The organism is Spirosoma harenae, from assembly GCF_054776975.1.
In genome coordinates this window covers 322,611-346,857 of sequence record NZ_BAAHBD010000054.1, presented here as the reverse complement: position 1 = coordinate 346,857, position 24,247 = coordinate 322,611, and the positions used below count along the sequence as shown (strand labels likewise).

At 40.2% G+C, this 24,247-nt stretch carries 24 protein-coding genes and 1 tRNA gene; 15 read left to right on the top strand and 10 right to left on the bottom strand.

All coding sequences use genetic code 11. The features are described from left to right. Positions 1-45: 45 nt before the first annotated feature. Positions 46-1,296 carry a cytochrome c3 family protein gene (locus ACYVE4_RS33650; RefSeq protein ID WP_461044811.1) on the bottom strand — a complete coding sequence of 417 codons (1,251 nt, stop codon included), beginning with the start codon at positions 1,294-1,296 and terminating at the stop codon, positions 46-48. Positions 1,297-1,814: 518 nt separating this feature from the next. On the opposite strand from ACYVE4_RS33650, the gene ACYVE4_RS33645 reads away from it, so the two are divergent. Then, positions 1,815-3,212 carry an apiosidase-like domain-containing protein gene (locus ACYVE4_RS33645; protein ID WP_461044810.1) on the top strand — a complete coding sequence of 466 codons (1,398 nt, stop codon included), beginning with the start codon at positions 1,815-1,817 and terminating at the stop codon, positions 3,210-3,212. 6 nt (positions 3,213-3,218) lie between these two features. Here the strand turns inward: ACYVE4_RS33645 and ACYVE4_RS33640 are convergent, their stop codons facing one another. After that, on the bottom strand, positions 3,219-3,572 hold the full coding sequence (locus ACYVE4_RS33640; RefSeq protein ID WP_461044809.1) for a YraN family protein: 354 nt from the start codon (positions 3,570-3,572) through the stop codon (positions 3,219-3,221). Positions 3,573-3,667: 95 nt separating this feature from the next. Between ACYVE4_RS33640 and lipB the strand changes: the two genes are divergently transcribed. The 14 genes from lipB (at position 3,668) to ACYVE4_RS33570 (ending at position 15,634) form a co-directional block, all read left to right on the top strand. Next, complete coding sequence (gene lipB / locus ACYVE4_RS33635; protein WP_461044808.1) at positions 3,668-4,423, top strand: lipoyl(octanoyl) transferase LipB; 756 nt, start codon at positions 3,668-3,670, stop codon at positions 4,421-4,423. Further along, positions 4,424-4,828, top strand: a complete 405-nt coding sequence (locus ACYVE4_RS33630; protein WP_461044807.1) for a hypothetical protein — start codon at positions 4,424-4,426, stop codon at positions 4,826-4,828. 20 nt (positions 4,829-4,848) lie between these two features. Further along, the gene (locus tag ACYVE4_RS33625) at positions 4,849-5,586 is read left to right on the top strand and encodes a 3'-5' exonuclease (protein WP_461044806.1); all 738 of its coding nucleotides are present in this window, start codon (positions 4,849-4,851) and stop codon (positions 5,584-5,586) included. 70 nt (positions 5,587-5,656) lie between these two features. After that, entirely contained in the window at positions 5,657-8,125 is a 2,469-nt protein-coding gene (gene rnr, locus ACYVE4_RS33620) for a ribonuclease R (protein ID WP_461044805.1), read from the top strand. Positions 8,126-8,206: 81 nt separating this feature from the next. Next, positions 8,207-8,278, top strand: a tRNA-Arg gene (locus tag ACYVE4_RS33615). 201 nt (positions 8,279-8,479) lie between these two features. Next, on the top strand, positions 8,480-9,691 hold the full coding sequence (locus ACYVE4_RS33610) for a phage integrase SAM-like domain-containing protein (protein ID WP_461044804.1): 1,212 nt from the start codon (positions 8,480-8,482) through the stop codon (positions 9,689-9,691). Positions 9,692-9,753: 62 nt separating this feature from the next. Next, positions 9,754-10,584 (top strand): hypothetical protein, encoded by an 831-nt coding sequence (locus tag ACYVE4_RS33605; RefSeq protein ID WP_461044803.1) that lies wholly within the window; start codon positions 9,754-9,756, stop codon positions 10,582-10,584. An 81-nt stretch (positions 10,585-10,665) separates the two neighbouring features. Beyond that, positions 10,666-10,926 (top strand): helix-turn-helix transcriptional regulator, encoded by a 261-nt coding sequence (locus tag ACYVE4_RS33600; RefSeq protein ID WP_461044802.1) that lies wholly within the window; start codon positions 10,666-10,668, stop codon positions 10,924-10,926. After that, on the top strand, positions 10,926-11,231 hold the full coding sequence (locus ACYVE4_RS33595) for a hypothetical protein (RefSeq protein WP_461044801.1): 306 nt from the start codon (positions 10,926-10,928) through the stop codon (positions 11,229-11,231). Before ACYVE4_RS33600 ends, ACYVE4_RS33595 begins: the two co-directional genes overlap by 1 nt. Positions 11,232-11,307: 76 nt before the next feature. After that, positions 11,308-12,738: a DNA primase family protein gene (locus ACYVE4_RS33590; protein WP_461044800.1), complete on the top strand. Its 1,431-nt coding sequence runs from the start codon at positions 11,308-11,310 to the stop codon at positions 12,736-12,738. A gap of 257 nt (positions 12,739-12,995) precedes the next feature. Continuing rightward, positions 12,996-13,787 (top strand): DNA-primase RepB domain-containing protein, encoded by a 792-nt coding sequence (locus ACYVE4_RS33585; RefSeq protein WP_461044799.1) that lies wholly within the window; start codon positions 12,996-12,998, stop codon positions 13,785-13,787. Positions 13,788-13,824: 37 nt separating this feature from the next. Continuing rightward, positions 13,825-14,097 (top strand): hypothetical protein, encoded by a 273-nt coding sequence (locus ACYVE4_RS33580; RefSeq protein WP_461044798.1) that lies wholly within the window; start codon positions 13,825-13,827, stop codon positions 14,095-14,097. A gap of 255 nt (positions 14,098-14,352) precedes the next feature. Next, a complete protein-coding gene (locus ACYVE4_RS33575) occupies positions 14,353-15,447 on the top strand; it encodes an ATP-grasp domain-containing protein (protein WP_461044797.1) in 1,095 nt (364 codons plus the stop codon). Further along, a complete protein-coding gene (locus ACYVE4_RS33570; protein ID WP_461044796.1) occupies positions 15,434-15,634 on the top strand; it encodes a hypothetical protein in 201 nt (66 codons plus the stop codon). Before ACYVE4_RS33575 ends, ACYVE4_RS33570 begins: the two co-directional genes overlap by 14 nt. Before the next feature lie 134 nt (positions 15,635-15,768). On the opposite strand, the gene ACYVE4_RS33565 is transcribed toward ACYVE4_RS33570, so the two are convergent. From ACYVE4_RS33565 to ACYVE4_RS33530, 8 genes are all read right to left on the bottom strand, one after another. Beyond that, complete coding sequence (locus ACYVE4_RS33565) at positions 15,769-16,599, bottom strand: HNH endonuclease (protein WP_461044795.1); 831 nt, start codon at positions 16,597-16,599, stop codon at positions 15,769-15,771. Beyond that, positions 16,586-18,019, bottom strand: coding sequence for an AAA family ATPase (locus ACYVE4_RS33560; RefSeq protein ID WP_461044794.1), 1,434 nt, complete (start codon positions 18,017-18,019; stop codon positions 16,586-16,588). Before ACYVE4_RS33560 ends, ACYVE4_RS33565 begins: the two co-directional genes overlap by 14 nt. Positions 18,020-18,256: 237 nt before the next feature. Beyond that, the gene (locus ACYVE4_RS33555; protein ID WP_461044793.1) at positions 18,257-19,099 is read right to left on the bottom strand and encodes a GGDEF domain-containing protein; all 843 of its coding nucleotides are present in this window, start codon (positions 19,097-19,099) and stop codon (positions 18,257-18,259) included. Between the two features lie 10 nt (positions 19,100-19,109). Continuing rightward, the gene (locus ACYVE4_RS33550) at positions 19,110-20,132 is read right to left on the bottom strand and encodes a CBASS cGAMP-activated phospholipase (RefSeq protein WP_461044792.1); all 1,023 of its coding nucleotides are present in this window, start codon (positions 20,130-20,132) and stop codon (positions 19,110-19,112) included. Positions 20,133-20,146: 14 nt separating this feature from the next. Further along, complete coding sequence (locus tag ACYVE4_RS33545; protein ID WP_461044791.1) at positions 20,147-20,602, bottom strand: hypothetical protein; 456 nt, start codon at positions 20,600-20,602, stop codon at positions 20,147-20,149. Next, positions 20,595-21,818: a nucleotidyltransferase domain-containing protein gene (locus tag ACYVE4_RS33540; RefSeq protein WP_461044790.1), complete on the bottom strand. Its 1,224-nt coding sequence runs from the start codon at positions 21,816-21,818 to the stop codon at positions 20,595-20,597. The genes ACYVE4_RS33545 and ACYVE4_RS33540 overlap by 8 nt, the downstream gene beginning before the upstream one ends. Positions 21,819-22,410: 592 nt before the next feature. Further along, on the bottom strand, positions 22,411-22,707 hold the full coding sequence (locus ACYVE4_RS33535; protein WP_461044789.1) for an antibiotic biosynthesis monooxygenase family protein: 297 nt from the start codon (positions 22,705-22,707) through the stop codon (positions 22,411-22,413). 178 nt (positions 22,708-22,885) lie between these two features. After that, positions 22,886-23,920: a CAP domain-containing protein gene (locus ACYVE4_RS33530; protein WP_461044788.1), complete on the bottom strand. Its 1,035-nt coding sequence runs from the start codon at positions 23,918-23,920 to the stop codon at positions 22,886-22,888. Positions 23,921-24,247 lie beyond the last annotated feature (327 nt).

Genomic DNA, 24,247 nt, shown 5'->3' with positions numbered 1-24,247 from the left:
CGGTAAGTACCCTATTGGTTGAGCTGGCCTATACGGCCCGGCGGATTAGTAGTGACATTTAGAGCATTCCAGACCACCGATATTAGCTACCTTCAGCGGTTCTTTGCTTTCTTTCTTATGCAGGGCAACGAGCTTGTCATAGTACGCGTTGTCTTTCGTATTGACGTCTGTCCGCCGGTGGCAATCGATACACCAGCCCATCGTCAGCGACGAACGTGCTTCTACGACTTCCATTTTCTCAATTTCTCCGTGGCAGGTCTGGCACGCTACGTTACCTACATTGGCGTGCTGTGCGTGGTTGAAGTAAGCCAGATCAGGCAGGTTGTGAACCCGAATCCATTCGATAGGCCGATTTTCTTCAATGGCCTTATAAATCTTCTGAATCTCTGGCGACTCTTTCTTGATAACGCCATGGCAGTTCATACAGATGTTCGCAGCAGGGATAGTTGCATTCTTACCTTTCTGTGCTCCTGTGTGGCAGTAGTTACAATCAATTTTATACTGACCAGCGTGGAGTTTGTGCGAGTAAGCGATCGGTTGCTTAGGGGCATAGCCTTGTTGGATACCGACGCCGTAAGCACCATCAATTGTTTCTTTAGCAGCTACTAATAAAAACAACCAGATAACAATTGAACGAAGCGTTGGATTGTTAAACGCACTCGACAAACCTGCTTTAAGCCGTTGTCCAAATGCCGAAGGTGCTTCAACTCCCTCTGCTGTAGTAGCAGGAGAAACAGCCTTTGATAAGATCGTTACAATAACGAGGAGGACACCCAATACCAGTAGCATAACTACTAATAAGGCAATCAGTACAAAGGTGAACAATTCTGAAGGGCCAGAAGAAGCTGCTTGAGCATTAGCAGGACCTGCATCGCCACCACCACCATCTGCTTTAGCTGCTGGAGCTTTGTTCGCACCGTCGATGTAGGCTAAAATCCCATCGATATCAGCATCCGATAAGCTTGGGAAGCTTGACATCTGAATTTTGCCGTTGGCATTAAATACCTGATTGGCATACTGATCGCCCGAAGCAATAAGGGCTGATGAGTTTTTAATCCATTTGTGAAGCCATTCTTTACTTGGAGCGCGAGTTTCAATCCCTTTAAGACCGGGACCCACAACTTTATCTGAACCTGTAGAGTGGCATTGAAGACAGTTGTTTGTAAATAATGTCTTTCCTTTTTCAGCATCTGCACCACCTGCGGGGGCCGCATCTTGCGCACTCACCTGACCATTGGAAACCAATAGCATGAGTGCTAGAATGAAGGCTCCGCAAAGCTTGTATAAACGACTCATTTTATGAACTATATTAATTGAGTGAATCAACATAATCACTACTGCTTTTTTTATTAGCGCCCAAAAGTACGACACGATTGCTGTATAGGCAAAAGTTGGAGTTTAGTTATTTGAGCAGTCTTTTTTATTTATATTGTTTCTAATTAAGCTTGATCTATATAACCAGTAAAAGCCAAATTATTCGTTGAAGTTTACATAAATAGTGAGCGAAAAGACTATTTATACTAAGAATAGCTGTATTTATTAGAAGAAAAAGTTAATCTAAAACCTGTAGTCACCAAAGCAATACGAGCTTCAATAAGGACTGTAGAAACGATTCTCAACTTAGATTTAATTGAGGTTTAATCGCAGTCATAGGCTACTTTCGGTGGGTTATAAAAGATACAATTAAGGACTAATAGGCGATTCGAACCAATATAGTTTAGTAGCTTTTATATAGGGTGTAGCTTTATTTCTCATAAGAAGTTGGTTAATCATTTTTCTGTAAAGAATTGAAAAATAGACTAATGGCTTGTCATGTGAAGAGCAGAAAACTACTTGTTATTCTTCTGGCATTTCTATCGATCATTCGCGCTACCGCCCAAACGACTCCATTATTTCCGCTACGCCTTAGTGAGAACAAGCGGTATTTAGTGGATAGTAATAACAAACCGTTTCTGATCAAGGAGTTTTCCGCCTGGGGATTAATTCAGGCCTTATCAGAAAAAGACGAAGCAGCTTTTCTGGATAGCCTAAAAATCAAGGGATTCAATACTGTTTTGACATCTGTTCTTAGCAATGCTCCTTCACAAATGGGTGGCAATCCGCCTTACTGGCAGGGTGTATCGCCGTTGACGGTGAAATGGGATTTTTCCAAGCCCAATGAAACCTACTTTCAGCACGTAGACCGTTTTTTTGCAATGGCCGAGCAGAAGGGCTTTTTCGTGATGGCATTACCTGTATACCTCGGCTATAGAACTGATCCCTCACAAGGTTGGTGGGACGAAATCAAGGGTTCACAGAATGATACGCTGAAGATGCGGCAGTACGGAGAGTTTATCGGCAAGCGATATCAGTCTACTAAGAATATCATGTGGATAGCAGGCGGAGATAACAATGCCGATGGCGATTTACTGTTGCACGAAATTAACCTTATACGCGGAGTAAAAACCTTTGATACAACGCATTTATGGTCGGGCCATTTTGATATGAATCTGGGTACAATTTGGTCAACTGACCATCCTGTTTTAGGAAAGTTAATGGATATTGATGGGCTATACGTCTGGACCGAATCAATTATTATGGAACGAGGGCCACAGTATAGAACCGAACTCGCTCAATACGATAAAGGTAAAATGATTATCCAACTGGACCAGAGTTATGAACACGACAATCCACACTACGCTGACAACGAAAACTATCAGTGGATACGTAGAAAGATGTATGAAGGCTTATTGGATGGTTGTAAAGGAACTTCCTTTAGTTCAGGGGAAATCGGTAATTCCAGCTTTTGGTTTAAAAACTGGAAACCTCTGATGAGTACTACGGGTATGAAGCAGGTATCTTATTGTTTCAAACTTTTTGAATCAAGAGCCTGGGAAAAACTGGTTCCCGATCAAACTAGTGAAGTTATCCTTTCGGGTAGAGGTACGTTTGGCGAACTGGATTATATCTGTGCAGCCAAAGCATCGGATAATAGCAGCTATATTATGTACATCTCCAAAGGGGACCGAACTATCTATCTGAATATCCAGAAAATGACCGGCAAGCCAATGCAACTCCACTGGTTCAATCCGCGGACAGGCGAAGCGCTGCGAATTGGGGTCGCCGAAACTCGTGAAAAATTTGGTATTACACCACCATCAGAGGAGGACTGGGTGATCGTCTTCGATGACAATTCGCTAAAACTGCCTACACCTGGTCTCTCAATGAAATAGTTGTTTTCAGCAGAAAGCATCTTCAATATGCTTCACGTGTAGTTCATTGCCAGATACTGTAACAGCAATAATGTCGAAGCGAATATCGTGCATCCAGTTAGTCGTAAAAATATAGTGCTCGGCTGTTTTCATAACCAGTTTCGCTTTGGTGTAGGACACAAATTCTTCGGGATTTCCAAAGCTGAGATTGGTGCGGGTTTTCACTTCTACAAATACCAGTAACTTCCCTTTTTGGGCAATAAGGTCAATTTCTGCATGTTGATATCGATAGCTCCAAGCCAAGATTTCATAACCTTTTTCGCGTAAATAGTGAGCCGCTTCCTGTTCGCCCTGTTTGCCAGTTTCGTTGTGTTGAGCCATTATATTACAATAAGGTTACAAATAAAGGCAAATCGAACGAAACCTGATTGGCCTACTGTTACTGAATAGAGCAAACTTTTTGCTTTCAACTAACCATGAATAATCGCATTAACAAACAGGTCGCTGTTCAAGAATTAGGCATTATTGATTATAAAACAGCCTGGGACGAACAGGAACGCCTATTTTCGGTGATCGTTGATCAGAAATTACAAAACCGAACCGTTGCCACTGACCAACAACAGCTCACCCCTAATTACATGTTGTTCTGCGAACATCCACCCGTGTATACGATAGGAACAAGTGGACACATGGAAAACCTGCTGATCAATGAAGAAAGGCTGGCCAACGAACTTGGAGCAACCCTCTTTAAAATTCGACGCGGAGGTGATGTTACCTATCATGGACCTGGTCAATTGGTAGGCTACCCGATTCTGGATTTGGATAATTTTTTCACTGATATTCATCATTATATGCGCTTGTTAGAAGAAAGTATTATTCTAACCTTAGCTGATTATGGATTGAAAGCAGGCCGTATTGCTGGCTTAACGGGGGTTTGGCTAGGATACGAAGAGGATGGGACGGGAGGATCACCCCGTAAAATCTGCGCCATGGGTGTTAAAGCGAGCCGTTGGGTAACAATGCATGGTTTTGCCCTAAACGTCAATACGGATTTACGCTATTTTAGCCATATTGTTCCCTGTGGTATAACTGATAAAGCCGTTACGTCGATGGCGCTTGAATTAGGTCGTGAAGTGCCATTGACTGAAGTTACGGGGCATGTCAGACGACATATGGCCGATTTATTTGACATGGAAATTGTTGAGACAGCAGTAGAAAGAGTTACAGTATAAATGAAAAAAGACATCAATTTTTTGCCCGTAGAGGGTGTACAGATTGTCATTGCCCGGAAAGAAAACATCACTGGCGACTACGATTGGCAGGTTTTTTTAATAAACCAGAATGACGTACCGATCAAAACGGTGTTCGTAACGTCGAGAGGGTACGGCAAGAAAAACGATGAAGACCAGAAAACGTCTACCCTGCGTCATTTTTTTGTAGAAATCCAGCCGGGAGCACACGAGGTGGTCGAAACCATCATGCCGGATGTTTTCCATCTGAATAATGAATATTGGGTTAGCTACTACATTGGTGATCAGATTTTTGATAAGAAGTTTATCTTCGTGCCAGACAGTATCGTGGAAGAACACCTGGTAAACATACCTGCGTTGGGTTTGGAAGGGATTTTGCACGATTAATTTCTTGAATCCTGACTTGTATGCCTCAACCCGTCTCCTGGAAACGTCGTCTAAAAAATCTCCTCTTTATTGATCTGAAAACGGTAGCTGGCGAACCATCGCTACTCGCGGTTGACCCACGTTTGCAACGGCAGTGGGAAGAAAAAAGCCGCTATTTCAGGAGTGAAGACGAACTCTCGGCAGCTGGCTGGTATGACCGACGGGCGTCGTTTTTTGCCGAATTTGGGAAAATTATCTGTATTGGTGTAGGTGGGCTCTTTTTTGATGACGACGATCAACCGCATCTGAAAGTCAAGTTGATTAGCAACGACGACGAATTGCCGCTACTGAAGGAATTTTTGACGATTGTCTCTAAATATCCACCCGGCGAACTGACGCTTTGTGCACACAATGGGAAGGAATTTGATTTTCCGTATCTGTGTCGTCGATTGATGGTTAACGGATTGCCGCTCCCGCCAGCCTTGCAAATTTCAGGTAAGAAACCTTGGGAAATTCCGCACCGAGATACGATGGAGCACTGGCAATTTGGCGACAAACGGCACTTTATCCCTCTGGATTTATTAGCGGCTGTCCTGAACATTCCCACTCGCCCGCTCGAATGGACAGGCGACCGAACCAGCGAAGTCTACTACCGTGAGCACGACTGGCCTCGTATTGAGCAATACGCTCGCGATTCGATGGTCATGCTGGTGCAGGTTTATTTAAAAATAGTGGGCGCCCCGCTCGTGGCTGACGAGCATATTGTATTAAGTGATTGATCGACGTAATTGTACTCGTTCAATACTGAATTTAAACATTTTAGCCTGCCATATTGGTTAGGCAAGTAGTATGAGAAACGGAAAACCAAAAAATAATAAATACACTGGGTCTGGATCATCCAGATCGAGTAGTGGGTCGTCGTACACGGCGCGCCCACGCGAAAAAGGTCTGGAGAAATCTGCAAAGTCAAGACCAATTCAACAGGCCGATTCTTTCCTGGATGAATTGAAAAACGACTTAATGGCGTTTTTCCAGATTAATGACAATCAATCCTTCACCCAAGAGCAGGTATTAGAACATTTCGATACGCACGACCGGCGCATGAAACTCATCATGCATGGCCTGATTGGTGAATTGACAGAAGAAGGTTCACTTGTCCGTCAATCCGATGGTAGCTATCGCGCCGATGCGGATGCCAATCTAATCGAGGGTATTGTCGATCATGTCAATTCACGTTTCGCCTTTGTGATTCCTTCCACAATTGATGGTACTAGAGGTGATCGGGATCAAGATATATGGGTATCGACCGATGATCTGGCCGGAGCCGTTGATGGCGATAAGGTTCGGGTTATTCGATTTACAGATTCCCGAAATCGAGGAAGACGGATTGAAGGGAAGGTTGCCAACATCATCGAACGGGGTCGTACGGAGCTGGTTGGACGAATTGAAGTTTGGCCAACGTATGGATTCGTTGTTCCCGATAGCAAAAAGATTTACGACGATATTTTTATTCCGAAAGAAAAACTGGGCGGTGCTAAGGATGGTGAGAAAGTGATCGTTCGGCTGACAAAATACCCGGATGCTGACAGCCATAAACAACAATTTGAAGGCGAAGTGCTTTCGGTCTTAGGCCTAGCTGGGCAGAACAATACCGAAATGCACGCCATTCTGGCCGAATTTGGGCTGCCCATTCATTTTCCAGCAGAAGTTGAGCAGGAAGCTGAAACGATTCCAACTGAAATTCCAGAAGCCGAAATTGCTAAACGGCGCGATATGCGTGACGTAACGACCTTCACCATTGACCCCGTCGATGCGAAGGATTTCGATGATGCATTATCGGTACAAATGCTGGCCAATGGTAATTTCGAAATTGGCGTTCACATTGCCGACGTAACATACTATGTCCGGCCCGGTTCGAAGCTGGAAGCCGAAGCGTATAAGCGAGCTACATCTGTTTACCTAGTTGATCGGGTGGTACCCATGCTACCGGAAAAGCTCTCGAATGGATTGTGTTCCCTTCGCCCAAACGAAGATAAATTGACATTCTCCGCCGTTTTTGAGCTAACCCCAAACGCCCGAATCGTAAATGAATGGTTTGGCCGGACTATTACCCACTCGGATCGGCGATTTGCCTACGAAGAAGCGCAGGACATTCTGAACAACAATAGCGGTGATTATCTGGAAGAACTTCGCCTATTGAACGAATTAGCTTATAAGCTACGCGACGAGCGGTTCAAGAACGGAGCTATAAACTTCGAGACAGTTGAAGTTCGGTTTCGACTAGATGAAAATGGTGTTCCACTCGCTGTTTATCCAAAAATTCGGCAGGATACCAATAAACTGATTGAAGAGTTTATGCTGTTGGCCAACAAACGTGTGGCTGAGTTTGTGCATTCGCTTTCGAAACGAAACAAGGGCGGTGAAGAAAACACGATGGTCTATCGAATTCACGAAGGGCCGGATGAAGAAAAACTACGTACATTTTCCGATTTCGCTCGTCGTCTAGGCTATAAATTGACCGTTGACGAAGATCATCTATCGAGTTCGATGAATCACTTCATGAGCAGTATCGAAGGCAAACCCGAAGCAGGTATGTTGCAGCAACTGGCTGTTCGGACCATGTCAAAGGCGCGGTACAGCACTGAAGATATCGGCCATTTCGGATTGGCTTTTCGCCGTTACTCGCATTTTACGTCACCCATTCGTCGCTATCCGGATATGATGGCGCATCGGTTGCTTCAGCATTATCTGGATAAAGGGAAACCAGCCGATAAGGAAGAATACGAAGAGAAGTGCCGCCACTCATCGGAACGCGAACGAATGGCTGCCGAAGCCGAACGTGCCAGCATCAAATACAAACAGGTCGAGTTTATGAGCCGGATGGCTCCCGATCAGGTATTTGAGGGAGTTATTTCAGGCGTTACCGAGTTCGGTATTTTCGTGGAAATTTCCGAAAACAGTTGTGAGGGTCTGGTTCGAATGCAGGACTTGAACGACGATTATTACGAGTTCGACAAAGACAATTATCGCATCATTGGCCAGCGGACTAAGAAAATCTACACCTTCGGCGACCCCGTTGTTGTCCGCGTTAAAGAGACGAACCTAGCCCGTCGAAGTATGGATTTTGCCTTAGTTAGCGATAAAGCGGGGCATTTAGGTAGTACAAGAGAGTACTTTGGATCAGACTCGCGCGAAAACTCCCGATCCTCGCGTTCAAGTAACTTAGGCAGCGGGTCAAGACAAACGGCTAAATCTAAACGGAAAGAAGGTACTGCCGCCAAAGGTCAGAATCGTCGTGGAGGCCGTGGGCGTCGTTGAAAGGCCTATTTTACGTAAAAAGTAGGTTTGCATAAAGAACATCAACCTGCTATATTTGCAGTCCCAAATTTTGGGACTACCGCTCCCGTAGTTCAATGGATAGAATTATGGTTTCCGGTACCATCGATAGGGGTTCGAATCCCTTCGGGAGCACTAGGTAAATTTCGTAAAGGCTTATAAATCACTGATTTATAAGCCTTATTTGTTGATTTTGAACCTAATTGGAGCGTTTTACGAACTAGGCTGAACCCGTTAAAGTTCGCTATGGTTCGCTGGGTTTGATACAGATTTGATACGCATTTGATTGCTCTGTAATGGATAGATGTTTGAGACGAACTAATTAAACGTCTAGCCATGATTCAGAAAGTAAGGTATCGGATCGTATTCAACCGTCGCAAGCAGCTTGACAATGAGGGGAAAGCCCCGGTGATTATTGAAGCTTATCAAAACGGGCTTCGACGGTACTTTTCAACGGGTTTCAAAGTCAAGAAAACGGATTGGGACACTCGCAAAAATGAGCTGAAGAATCCAGCTCACATGAGCAAGATTCGCAATCAGATTACAGCACTTAGCGATTTTGAGACGCTATTTGAAAGTCAATACAAACGTCTCTTTACACTGAAGGATTTTGATTTGCTGAAGAAAGCAGCTAATCAACCAGTAAAAGAAAAGCCAACATTCTCGGCTCATTACCGGGAACAGATGGAACGGCGAAAGCCTGAGCTCGGCTACCGGGCCTATCAGCATATGCAACTCGTTTTGGAGCGATTGCTTGAGTTTAGTAGTGGGAAGGTCATCGAGTTTGAGGAAATGACCTTGGACTTTGTAGAACGGTTTGACTTCTACTTAAAATCAAATAAGAGGTTAGGACCTAATTATATCTACAAATACCATCAGGCAATTAAGAAATGCCTGAGCAATGCAGAGCGAAAGGGACTGATTTTGCCGCAGCAAAATCCATATAATGACTTCAAGCCGAAGAAAGCCAGGGTTAATAAAGTCGCTTTACAGCCAGAGGAAATTGAGCGGATTGAGCGATTGACTTTTACCAGTGACAATCAACATTTAGTCTTTTACCGGGATGCGTTCCTGTTTGCTTACTACACGCTACTTCGGATCAGTGATATAACTAGGATCAGTCGAAAACATATCATGCATACGGAGGCTGGAATCTTGTTACAAATCGTCACGCAGAAGTCAAAGAAGCTCGCTCAGCTCCGTTTGGCATTACTATTTCCAACGTCCGATGGCCCTAGCAAACCGGAACGAATCGTAATGCAATATGCTCGGACAGATTCGCAACCCTTATTCAGACGGTCGCACGTAAAAATGAATAAGTACCTGAAAGAAATTATTCGTCTAGCTGGTATAGTGAAGCCTGTTACGTTTCATACAGCTCGACATTCAGGAATTACTTTTTTATCAACACTACTACCTACTCCAATGGTCAAAGAGCTAGCGCAGCATTCAGACATACAAACGACGATGGGCTACATTCACACGTCAGGTCAGCAAGTTGAAATGGCCTTAAGAAATGTTGCGTGGCCTAGTAATAGACTGGGTTAGCTTCGACTACACTTGCTGGTGGTTCAGCAAGTGTAGTTTTTATCATTATTGCTAGAGCCAAGATGGAATCAACTACAAGAAAGTATAAAAAGCATAAAACAGGATACAAAGTAGGAATAACTTACTTTGTTAATCAGCGTATTAAGCCATTAATATTTGATAACGTTGAGTTATTTCCCGTCTATGTAACTGTAAGAGTTAAGCACCAGGTTACCACTCTAAAGAGCCGGTGTGATCTTTATGCAACTAAAGAAACATTGGATCGAATATTAACTGAGTCCCCCCATGTTAACAGAATAATCGAAGCTGAAAAAGATTCAATTGAGAAGTCAATAAGAGCACTTAGACCGGAGGATGATCCAAATTTTAGGATAACAGCATGGTCTAATGTCTATGAGTTAGGGCTTATACCTATTTATGATATAGTTAATCAAGAGCTTTTAAAAAGGTTAGTGGGACTATTAGAAGTTGATTTAAAGATCCCTACAGATATTTTGGAGTCGTATACTACTTTAATATATTCTAGTAATGTGGATACCGCATCCTTAGCAGAGCTTTTCATTCGTGTAATAGGGCAAATTACTACGGTATCACTAGACAAGGTTAAGGCTTTAGAAAAGGTATTTCTACTACTACGTTATAATACTGCATATCGAAAAAATATATCTGTTAATTACCCCTGGTCACATTCTGTTAAGATTATAGATTACCATTTTCGGCTCTGGGATTTTGCAACAGGTTTATATAGAATAGGCTATACAGATGCTAAAAACCGCTTTGTAGGCGAGGGAGGTGAATCTCTAGTAAGTGAGTTCCAGACAGAATTAAACGAATTGGTGAGAGGCTCATATATTTATTTAAGCTTAACTGAAAGATTTAAAGACTTTAGCTGAAAAAAGATGTTTTATTTATTTTTAAACATCTTTTTTACGTACTTGCGTCCGTAAGTTCAAACGAACTATCACGGACGTACTATGCTGAACATTCCCCTCCTTGAGCAGATCAACTCTAAGTTAGATTTGCTCCTTGCCGCTCAGCCCGATGAGTGGCTGACTCCCAACGACGTACAGCGTTTATTCAAGATTGGCAAGACCCGCTTCTGGCAATTAGTCAGTGATGGGGCCTTTCCCGTTTCTCGCCCTAAAGTGGATGAAGAGAAGAAAACAAGGGCTGTCCTTGTGAAGCGATCTGACGTTGAAAAATTTATGCGTAACGGTTATCCACAAACATCGTGATGGCAGTTACCCCTACCCCCATCTGGGTTGTGAATCCCTACACAGGCGAGCAAATTGATTTGGAGCCACTTTTCCGCTTCAATGCTCAGCCTCGCAACCCCTTGATTCAGCCTATTCCGTTTGCTCGCACCAGGATGGTTTTAATAAACATTGAAATGCAGTACCGGGAAAAGTTTGTCCGTGGTAATAATCCTCCCAAAGAGCTGCTATCTACGTATCTGGAGGACTTACATAGTTTAATCGTTGCCATTAGTGAGATATCAGCTAAGCACGATTCTCCAGCCTCTTCGCAATTACTAGCATAAAAATAGCCGCCCACGTTTCGCACACGTAGGCGGCTTAATCACTATTGGCTTTCGCCATCTAAGACCCGACAAAGATATGAATAATGTCGTTATCACGCAACCTAATCCGTTGAGCGAGAATACAAAAGCTATTGCTATCGAAGAGCCTTATCAAATATTTACAAGGCTGTTAGACGGCATTGGCAAAGCTGACTTTCGGCAGTTAGCAGGTGCATTATTTACGGAAGATTCCGACCGTAAACTGACCCAAAAGCACTACCTAATCTGCACAGTTGAGCACTTATTAGAACAAGCTCAGCTCAAGGGGTACGATCTATGCAAACGCAATGGAATGATCTACGTTTTTAACAGCGCTTTTTGGCAACTGGCCGAAGATGATGAACTGCGTGAACTGCTAGGTAAGACTGCTGAGCAGATGGGGGTTGATAAATTCAATTCTCGGCATTACGAATTTCGGGAGCGGCTTTACCGCCAGTTCCTTTCGTCCGGTAAATTCCCTCAGGCTCCCCGATCACAGCAAACCGTACTGATTAACCTTCAGAATGGTACGTATGAAATTAGCCCTGAAATGCAATGCCTAAGACCGCATGGCAAACAGGACTTTATTACCTATCAACTGCCTTTTGCCTATAAGCCTGATGCGACTGCACCAATTTTTCGGGAATACTTGAACACAGTCTTGCCGGATGCAGACCTTCAAGCTATTCTGTCTGAATACATTGGTTACGTCTTTATTCGGCATCTAAAGTTAGAAAAGGTGTTACTGCTCTATGGGACGGGTTCAAATGGAAAGTCGGTCTTTTTCGAAGTGATTAATGCCTTACTCGGTGGTCAAAACGTTTCGAACTTTTCCTTACAGAGCCTCACAAATGAAGCGTACCGGGCAAAGCTGGCTGACAAGCTTCTAAACTATGGCAGTGAGATCAAAGGCAGCTTAGAAAGTGATGTATTCAAGCAACTGGCTTCAGGTGAACCTGTCGAAGCGAAACCGCTTTATCGAGATCCGTTTATCATGCGGGAATACGCCAAACTCATGTTCAACTGCAACACGCTGCCTAAAGAAGTGGAGCATTCCGAAGCTTTTTTTCGTCGCTTCCTCATTATTCCCTTTGAGGTGACAATTACCGATGAGCAGAAAGACCCCGAACTACCTGCCAAGATTATACAGGGTGAGCTATCAGGCGTGTTTAACTGGATCTTAAGTGGGCTTAATCGACTCCTGAAGAATAAGAAGTTTACGCAGAGCGAAAAGGCTAGTCAAGTCCTGGCTAAATACCGCTCAGAATCAGATACGGTTTCCGTCTTTCTTCAAGAGGAGAACTACAAAGCTTCCTTGGCTCATATACCCTTACAGAGCATCTATTTAGAGTATAAAAATTTTTGTACTATTTCTGGATTCGTGTTTTTGAACCTCAAAAATTTTAAAGATCGACTTGAGAAGAATAAAATTCAGGTCGTTAGGCAAAATTCAGGTAATGTTGTGTACTTGAATAAGGTTTATTTTTAGGTTAAGTGATTGTTGTGTAGATAGTTATGATTAACCATCGCGGGCGATCCTAAAAAATATATTTTTTTCTAGAAGCTACACTTTCTACACTTCCTACACTGAAAAAAATGCGCAAAATCTGAAAACGTGTAGGAAGTGTAGAAAGTGTAGATGCGAAACTTAAATACTTTTTTTTGCTTTTGGCGAAATTCCAAGATTAGGCTTATTGAAAATGATTGAGCACAGCCCCCCCACAGGGGTAAAAAAAGAAGAGCAAAATGAGCTACTTAACCCAAGCCGCAGTCGAGCAATACCTATCGGCTTTCGATGCAACGAGCTATAAAGTACAGGTGAAAAATCGGGAGACTGAAGAAGGGTTTTGGGTTGAGTATAGCCACACCCAACTTGCAAAACCTGAAACGATCCGTTACCTACGGGATAAGAACCGGAAAGGCTTTGATATATACGTTCGGCCAGTCGGTTATCAGTATGTACTGCTAGATGATCTGTCATTTGATTCGCTTTGGGAGCTGGCTAAACTAAAGCCCTGTCTACTGATTGAAACCAGCCCCGCCAATTATCAAGCTTGGCTTATTCTACCGATGCTTCCAGTCAATCGGGAAACAGCAAAAGCGATTTGTCAAGAACTGGCTATACAGCTAAAGGCTGATCCCGCTTGCGCAGAACCGGATCATGTTGGCCGCTTACCTGGCTTCACCAATCGGAAAGAGAAATACCGCTTACCAAATGGTTTATTCCCGTTTGTCAGATTGTGCCGATCCGCTTATCGGATTTCTTCTTTTTACCCCAGTGGGGGGGCTGTGCTCAATCATCCTAATTCTGCTCCTGTTACCCCGCGTCGCCATAGTCCTAAAGAATATAGCCTTAGTGAGCAGGATTTTGGAGTCGCTTGCGGCATGATTCGAGCCGGTAAATCAGACTCTGAAATCATGCAGCACCTATTAACTACAAGTCCTGATCTGGCAAGTCGAAAAGGAAAGTACACAGACAATTATCTAAGTCGCACCATCACCAACGCCCGTAAGATGAGTCAACCGTCTACCTGCTGAACTGTCAGCCCTTACATAATTTTAACTTGTAACTACTATGAATAAAACCGCATTGTCAACAACTGAAGCACTGAAACTGCTTCTTGATCGCTCCGATTTATGGAGTAAGACAGGCCGCCCTATGCGCCAACGTACCAACTATAAAAGTATGCTTAATACCGGGCATACATTTCCGCTTAAGTTGAAAATGAAATTACTAACGGAGGCCGGTTTTACCCTCAAACAAGAAGCAATTTGGGAGCATTCTGAAGGAATTCGGGCAAAAACCTATGAGATTGTTAAAGTCAAGAATTGCAAAAATCAGGGATAAGGCTTTGATTATCAGAGGCTATATAATTTGGCGTGTCATATTCGAATTATAAAAAAAGTGGATTTTTGACATTCAGATTTTTGCAACTACTTGAATTTTAGGTTTTTACGCCTAAAAAACAGCAAAAAAAGTGCGCACGCCACTCCAAGCACCCCAAAGCACGCACTGAGCCGATTTGCAATTGCAAAAGGGGCCTTGCGCCATATATGAATTGGAGATCTTTTTCTATTCGTTTTACTTAATCACCAACACCCCATGCACATTCTAACTTTAGGGACGGCTGGCCCCTATTTGCTTGAAGCTGCCAAGCAGACTGAATGCACCTTGCAAGCCTACGAGCCGCTTGACTTGTATTTATATATCAGCGAGCTGGTCAGTGGCTATGACCGCGTTTATGATGGGAATCCGAACCTAGAGAAACCCCTTCGGATGAAAATAAAAGACTATGATTTTATCATTCCACGTCTTTCGGGACAATTGGAACATAAAACCGTAATTCTTGAGCACTTGAACCACAACTTGGGCATCTACTCACCGCAGAAGGCAGAACCTTTACGAACGGCTTCGAATAAGATTCTGACGACGCTTAAGCTTTCACAGGCGGGACTGAAAACACCTAAAACGGTTTGGTCAAAAGGCCCTGCTCACGTGGATTATATCATCAATGAACTTCTTGACGGTCTGCCAGCCGTTGTCAAATCAGTATACGGTTCTCAAGGTTCTGGTGTTTCGATCCTAGAGACCAAATTATCGGCCAATACCGTGATGGAAAGCTTCTATAAGCATGACATCAACGTCAAATTGCAGCGATATATCGACGGTAACTTTACCGATATACGCGCAATCGTAGTAGGAGATGAAGTTGTTACGTCGATGGAGCGAACAGCTAACAAAGGAGACTTCCGGGCGAATCTATCTAAATCTGGTTCTGGGCGTAAAATTTCACTCTCACATGAAGATCAACAGCTGTGTATTAATGCAAGCCGAGCCGTTGGCTTAGAATACTCAGGTGTTGATTTAATGAAAGATAAGGAAGGAGTGAGCTATATTATTGAGGTAAATGGCAATCCTGGAACCAAGATTATCGACATCACAGGCGTTAATTTCTTTGTCAATCTTATTAACTACTGCAAAAAGGAGACTAAACGCGGCTCAGAGACTAAAGAGGGGTATGGGGCTCATCAGCGTACGGATACTTTCTTAGACGATGATGGCAAATCCTACATTGCTCAGATTAAAGGTGATACTACCTACTTAGTAAACCACCCGTTAGTGGTTTCTTTACGCACGCCAGCTTATGAATACATCAACGCTCAAAACAAAAAATATCGGCTCAATGCAAAACGATGAAATTCCCGATTATTTGCCTGATGGATCTATCCATATTCACGGCAAGTTGGCTTCAAAGCCTTACGTAACTCACTCCCAAAGCAAGGGAGGTAGAACAAAAACTATGGTTTATCCTACTGGTCCATCTACCGAGGAAATGATTAGGCAGATGAACGATGAAATGGATAAAGCTTATAGAAGTGAATAGTAAAGGTCACAGATTGGATTAGCATATCAATCTGTGACCTTTACTATTTTTAATGAAGTATTATCTCGATTAGAAATCGAATTATGCTTATTAACTAATATTAAGGACGATGCAGATAGTTTAATCTATTTTTTTTAACTATTAATTTCAAATGAATCTAAAAATTCATCGGAATTAGATAAGCCTAATAAGATAGCTGCTTGCCAATAGTTATAGCCATATTGCTTCATTATTTCAGAAGCAATAGCAATAATAGTATCTCTCAAATCATCTTTACTATTAAAAATGTTTGCAGATAATGTTACTTTTGTATTAGTAATAAAATCATTAGATTGGTCCGAAAACCTTTCAAATAAATTTAAACTTTTATAGTGACTCTCTATTAAACGAAATTCTTCATTACTGATACTTGGAGGTTTAATTAGTTGAAAATCAGTGATAGGTATATCGTCTTCATAAACAATTGAGCACTTGATATAAACTATTGACGGAATTTTATCGAAATAAAAATTAATATATTTTCTTCCAGCTACGGTTTTCCATATTGTACCTTTTTTAGAATTACAAAATGAGCAACATGGAATCAAATTATAAGAGAAAGCAGAAAATTCACTATAATTTTCCTTTGGAAGGTAGTGATCAAATGTGTCTGGGGCATTTATAGTACAATATGGGCATTTATGCCTTATATGCGGCTTTTGTTTATTATATATAGCTTGTTTTAATATTTCGAGCGGCTTTGTAATAGCATAACAGCTTATCAAAGCATTTTTATCTGAATTAATGTAAGTCGAATTACTTATTGTTAATAACTGATTGCTTCTCGCCTTACCTACATATTCTATAAAACGATTCTTTATACCTGCTTTTAAAGCATTTAATACTGATCTAGTTACGGTATGCTTTGAACCTATTATAGCCTCAAAATGCCTAAATGAGTTATAAATTGGTCTAAGATTGTGCATCTTTATTTTTATATAAATTTTTCAAATATATTTTAGCATTCATACCCAAACCTTTTCCGTTTGTAGAAAACATCTCTATGACTTCTTCATAGCTATATTCCTTGCTGAGTCTATCAAAATATTTTTTATAGTATTCCCTGTAATTGACATTCTCAAAAATGTTACTAGTAATTACTGACAAATTCTCACCAAATGACTCTATACCTAATTTAAATATATCTGGCTGATTAAACTCTCGCTTAAAAACATATATGTACTGAGAAGGTATTTCTTGAATTATTATAGGTGAATGAGTGGCAATAACTGCATATGAATTATAAAGATTTAATAAACTATATAATATATCAACTAACTGAGATACAGCATTCGGATGCAGATGTGTCTCAGGTTCGTCATATAGAATTAGGGATTCAATTGTAATGTTTGCTATTATTTCAGTAATAATATAAACGAGTATAGATTGGCCTGAACTTAGATTATACAGATTTGGTATATCTTCTTGAAATAATTCTTCTACTTCGCTTGAATCAATTGCTTTACTAATAAATTTTTCCCATTCTCTAGTTCTTCCAGTTTTTGCAATTTTGCTTATTGAAATCTTATATCTTCTAAGTAATTCTTCTTCATTAATTAGCCCTTTCTCATCTCTTAATCCACAATAAATGTAACTAAAGGATTTAGAGCCTTTTGGTATTTCGAATTTATCAAAAAGGCTATATGAAACAGTAATAACTTTACTAAATAATGGTCTTTTATTATTTACGAAATGATTTTCATATTGCTTAAGGCCACTTAATGAATTAGCAAAAGTTGCTAAGAATTGTGTTTTGCCTGTACCATTTTTACCAATTATAGCTATAAGCCTGTTGGGTAATTTTCCAACCGGTCTAAAATCGAAATCAACTTGGTGTTCTGAAACAGCATTCGGTAAAGTACATTTAAAAGTAAAATGAAAAGCATTCTTTATATCAACCCCTTCTATTATACGCCTTCCTTCCTCTAAAGCTTTATTAGCCTCCGCGAAACGCAATAAAGAGGTCTTGTAAGCATCTTCAGTAGAAAAAAGATCTCTTATACTAGAATAATATGAAATATCATTTAATGCATCTAAAATATCTATTGGATTTAACTCATTAATATTTTTTAGTTGAGTATAATATGAGACTGACTGACCTAGTGAGCAAAAAATATTTTCATCAAGTTTTTGGAAATTTTTTGGCAAGTTGGTGGTTATTGCACCTTTCTCAATGATTTTGACCTCTCCAATTTCCTCCCTGGTTCTATTTGTTTTACAAAAATAAACTCTAAATGAGGTAATATAGTTGTAATCATTCCAGCCTTTATTGGTAACAAGTAATATGCATGGAAAAACTGCATCAATACTTATGACCTCGTTGTAGTCTTTTGTGTAAAATTCCATAAGGCTTAATTAACTGTAAATTAGACCTATCATAAAAAACTCTAAGTAAAGATTCTTTTTTATATTTTGATACATAAATGATACTTCAGACAGAATATAAATTTATGTTATTGGTTATCAGTCATATACTATGATCTCATCGAGATTCAATAACAATAAGTTTTGCAAGGTCAAAACTGATATAGACATAAATTATTAATTAAAATTTATATAATGATTCAAAAATGCTAATTGAGCTTATTTTAAAACAGCATGGTTTTTGTAAACTTTTGCTTCGTTTAATGCTTGCTCAAGACGCTCAATAGTAACCTCTTTATTTTCTTTATTATAATTATACTCTGTTACACCAATGCTAATCGTTAGCCGTATTGTATTATTAGATCCAGAAATTTTAAATTCCTTGTCTCTAATTGCCTTTTTTAATCTTTCACTAAACGGACCAACAGCATTATTGCCATTTGTCTTGTAGGCAATAATTAAAAATTCATCACCCACTTTATATCTTAGAATTCTATCGTCCGTATTACGAATTTCACTTTTTAAAGTTTGTGCTACCCCTTTGAGAATATTATCACAAGCAGACATTGTATATTCTGAATTGAGTTTTCCAAAGCCATCTACATCAACTAATAATAGCGTGATTGAGTCATCGCTTAATTTAGCAGATGCAATGCGCTCTATCAACGTGTGTTCAATAGCTTTGTAGTTTTCAATTCCTGTTATATCATCTAAGAAATTGCTGTTCTTTTTTGCCGTAATTAATTCAGCAGTTAAGTTTTTTATTTTTATGTTTAATAGTAAAATAATACTACTTGTAGAAACAATAAGCGTTACTATAAGTATTAAAACCATAGTAAACCTTGAAAATGGGATCTCTGTAAACCAGAATTTAGCATAAAGATCAAACTGTAAAATGACTAATAAAATGACTACTAGTCCAACTATATATAACCAGATCAATTTCTTCGGTAATAGTCCAATTCGTATTAACCATAAAAAACCGGTATATATTGCTCCAATAATTGCTATTCCTAAACCATCAAATAACCAATTGAAATTATCTCTTATATAATCTATCATAACTAATACTCTATTGGAAATATTTTTCTACAACAAATGCTCCGTATTTTTGGTATTCAATATTAGCTTTTTCAGATAGCTTATTCAATTTTGTAGAATCTGTTTCATCTAATTCAATATTGCAGGTTTCATCTAATTCAGTATCGATTCGCATATATATAAAATTTTCTATCTCACGTTGGCCAATCCCTTTATGTAATAAGCTGATTAGGTTTTGAACCTGCTGTGATTGACCCTGCATAAATAATTCAATAATCCTCTTTTTATGCCTATTAATCAGCCAATATATATACCCCCATCTTTTTCTATTACATGCATCTAAAAACTTCATATGGCCAGTTCCTATAGATAGCACGCTTAGATCAGCTAAATTTTTTGAAAATGCTTTCTGAGCTTCAATAATTCCAATTAGTGTCGGATTATTTGCAAATACGCCACCATCTACTTTATTACTAAAATTTTGCTTTACGTTTTTTAAATCAGTATAAGAAGAGCTATATGGATCGAAATAAGTTGGAGCTGCCGATGTTGCAAGTGCAGCCTGGTAGGCTGGAATGTGGTAGTCTCTTACAAAGTCAGCGTGGTATTTATTTTTTAGTACAGATGGTTTACCTTGTAATAAATCATATATCGTTATACATATATTTGTTTTACAATCAGCTAGCCTAGGATCAACATCATTATTTATAGATTTAAATTTATCCCTTACTAATTTTTCTAAATTATTTCTCTTGTGTGAAGAGCTAAATAGGCTTCTAATTAAACCTTTCTTATTGCCAAAAATTTCTTTAGCATTGTCATAATATAATTCATATACTTCAGATGCAGGAATACCTAAAGCCAAAGCTATGGCTATTATGCCACCAGTTGAAGTACCACAAATTAAATCGAAGTGTTTATAAATTTGCCAATCATTTATTCCTTTTCTTTGCATTTCTGCTTCAATATTTACTAAAAAGGCTAAAGAAAATAGACCACGTATGCCTCCTCCGTCTAATGATAATATTCTGAATTTTTTTGCTTCAACTTGCATTTTATATTAATCAGTTATTCTTTAATCTCATTAAGTTGTTCCGTCTTTTCTTGTTCAATATTCTCTACATTTGAGTGAACTCCCCCTCCATGCCATTCACCAGTAATCTGCCATATTTCGTAATGTAATAACCATTCGCATGCCCATGGGATTATAGTTTTTGTGAATAACATACTAGAATCCCATTCTTTAGATTTTGGATAGTATAAACAGAGTTCTTGTCTATCTGTTGAATATACATGCGGAAGTGAAGTTTTTCCTTCAGCAAGTTCAAGTTTAGGCTCTAATACTTTGAAATTTACGCCCTCACCTCTTTTATAATTTAATTTTACTTTGTATGTATTACTAATATTTGATGGGGTAAGTGTATGTTCCCAAGATAAATACTCTTCCTTTCTTCTGTTTGTCTTCGAATCGGGAAAGACACTTTTTAAGTGTCCCTCCTGAATAATAAGCGATATCCTAGCCATCGATATTTCCGAAAAAGTTGTGATTTCTCACTACAGTGCCTGTTGCTCCAAGTATTCCTGTTTTGGGAGCCATATGTAATTCACTTTTTTCGCGACGCAATCTTAAATTTTCTCCATAGTTTTTGAAAGTCTCATCAATTATATCACTACCATATGATTTTTTTAACGACTCTTTGAGGGGAGTAATTTTTAATGAAGTTGCTTCATAAATATCTTCTCTTACTTTAATCAACCAATTGTAAAAATTTACCTCTTTTTCTGGGTTGCCAATCCATTTGTCTGCGAAATTCTCTGCTGGATTAACTGGGTTGCCAATCCATTTAACTAGCTCACCAGCGTTTTCATCATATTTGTTGTCAATAAAATTTGGCATTTTTTCAACGATATTGACCAAGGCTTGCATTAGATTTATCTCTTTAGAGTATGATAGAGCTGCAAGTGTGGTAATCGCAATCGATATTGGTTTGTTCTCATCTCCCTCAAACATGATATCTCTATGGCGCTTTAATATTTGGACAGCTCTTATTAAAGGTAATTTATCCTTTTTGTATTCAGGAACTGGCATGACAGACTCTCTAAGGATTTGCCCTTTGGTCAATGAAATATCTGCCTTTTCTTGAAACCATGCAGCGTATCCAAATGGGTTGCTTTTAAGCCATTGTTCTGGATTTTTATCAATTTTATAATTATGGCTTTCTTTATCAGTTATGTGTATAGCAAGCTCGTCAATGTTCTTTTCTTGATTTTGAGAAAAAGCTTTTTCTAGAATGATTTTGTAATTTGTTCCTACTATTGCTGGTAAGATATCTAAGTGAAAATTTGCTTGTTCAGCATATTTTAGTGTCCAACAACGTCTGCCTTCTTCATCAAGCATAGGAGCGTATATACGGCTATTTGATAATCTATTACCTACAGCTTGTTTTAGGTCAAACTGTGTCCACTCAAGCTTTTTCCCTTCAAGCTTGCAGACCAAATCTATATCTAAATCGTCATCTTCATGTATGGGTTTAATCATCGTTCCTAACATGAAAGATCCTTGTGGCAAAATTTCAGGCTTATAAGGTGCTAGCTCTGAGTCTTCTGCTGATAGATAATTTCCAACCGATTTATATCGATCAACAACTAAATCATATTGAGTCTTGCTTATGTCAAGGGATTTGCCTAGCTCTTCAAATAGGCTTTTAATCTCTTCGCTAATAGAAATTTCTGCTTCCATTTTAATAAGATATGCTTAATTGCTTTTACACTACTATGTATATATATTCTGTAGGTTAAAATCATTAGTTTACATATACATCTATAAAGATACAAATTTCTAGGTTATATACCTTATTGATACAATACCTTACGAATACTGGATAACTAACTAAGTATTAAGCACCTGTTCGAATCCCTTCGGGAGCACAAAATACCTATAAAGGCTAATTCGTTTGTATAAGCATTTGCTTAAAATCAACGAGTTAGCCTTTTTTCTTTATTGTATTTTACGGAAAATAATAAGAGTACCGCGGCTAAAACCGTCAACTGAAGTATATTTTCTCACACTTGGTGTTAACTAAACCCTGTATGAGACACGAAAACCATTTCCAATCAGGACATAAAGATCAACCTAAGTCCTGAAATGATTAACTCTAACTTCAAACGGTATCGATCTGCTCCAGAAATCATTTGAGGTCGACTGTAGCTAGCTAAAATTACTTTTACAGACGTACTCATTAAGCAAGTTGATCGGGTAAAAAAGCTATCCACCGCTGAGCGAAACCTGAGTTGACGTAAACACAAAGCAATCAATACGTAATCAGCCCTGCTCAACTGACCTGGGCACTAAGCTCGTAATCTGCAGACACCAACGGGCGACTGCAGTAGGGTTGCAGATGACCCAATAGCGTCTGAAAAACAGGGTCAGCATCAGCCCGTTGGCGGTCGGCAGCCGTTTCCCAGAAGATGAATAGGATACATTGGTTCGTGGTAGGATTCATCAGCAACCGAGCGTTGAGAAAGCCTGACTGTTGGCGTAGGGCGGGTCCAATAGTGAGCCGAAAATAGGGGATGGCATCACTATGGGCCTGAGCCTGCCAGCAGCCTTCAAACAGGTGTGCATACATGACGGTAAAGACGGTAAAAGGTAGGCCCCGCGGACCGTTATTTCCCCCTATATAAAACGCTGCAGACGAGCAGCCTGACTCAATTGGCAACAGCCGAATCAGGCTGCTCGTTGATTGGTAATCAAAAATTTAAACGATCAGTATATCAGTGACAGAGCTTGTTCTCTAACCAGATGCATTAATAATGGGTGTAACGATTGGGGGACAAGCGAGATTTAGCAAGGTAGCCGGTAAAGGGAAGAGACCCCTCGTCGCTATTGCCCACTCCCAGGTTTTCATATTCGGCATTCATCATTTGCGGACAGGCCAACTCCTTCCATTTTGTGAACGTCCGATAGTTGATCTCTGCTTTTGACATCGGGCCAGCCGTGCTAGCTGTCGAGTTTATCGTTAGGGCAACTGAGGACGCCTTCTGCTCAGAAACGGTATAGCCAAACGAACTGATTGCCGGTAACTCGCTTGTGTTCACACCGCTCACTAACTTGGCTTCCAGGCTCTTCGAATTTTCCTCAGCCGCGTTACGCATTAACGAATTTTCATTAAGCCGTTGAACTGAAGGATAAAATTTTCCGTCAGAACACGTACATCCGCTGGTGCGTAATTTGTTAATGAGTTGTAGCATATCCGCTTGTATGTCTCCAGTAAGGGCCGAATAGGCACTGGCAGGGATGGCAGGAAGACTAAGTGTTGGAGATGAGAGCTTACTTTTAGACCCACCCTGAAACCCAGCTACCCAGATGCCATAGCCGTCTCCCAAGTCGAGGAAAGCCACACCAAACTTGGTGAACTTTGGGTTTAGCAACGTTTGGAAATTGTAAAAATTAGTTAGCCACTTCATCACTACCTGCGATCCTGTCTTTGCGTCTCTGTACTCAATCATTCTCGTGTCCAGCAGCAGGAAACCTTGGTAGTCATACGGTTCATTACTTGCAGAGGGAGTATTATAGACATAATGCATTGCCATACTAAATGCGTAATTACTCAGGGTTTGATCAGTTTGTACCTTATTTACGGTACGGTTATTTAGTATAGCGGTTGCCAGTTCGGTTGCTTTGAACATTTCTATAGACGTTGGTGTACGAGTGGCAGCTACGCGAGCCGCTCCAGTAGTAACCTTATCGGAGGCAATAGCAGGGCTAAGTTGACCTTCAGGCTGGCAAGCTGTCAGTGAGAAAAGACTACCTAAGACAAGTAAATAAATTGTGCGTTTCATGGGTAAATAATCCTCTGAGAGATATCGCTGACCACCCTGATCAGCGTCGCAGAAGCGTTCACAAAGGTGGTCTGTAGGGATCCCTGAGGACTATAAGAAATGGCCCAAATACTATAAAAAATCGGCCACTAGTGCCTAATTCGTCTAAGAGACTGTCTAAACATTAAAATCGTCGAATTATAATGCGGATTATAGCCATCCGCCAACGTCTGAGTGAATCCCATGTTCCCCAACTAGTAGCACCTCATGACTTTTACCTCTTATAAGGTATCTTCTCCGTTCTGGTATACTCTGAAGCGTTGGGATCTCTACAAATGGGGCATATAT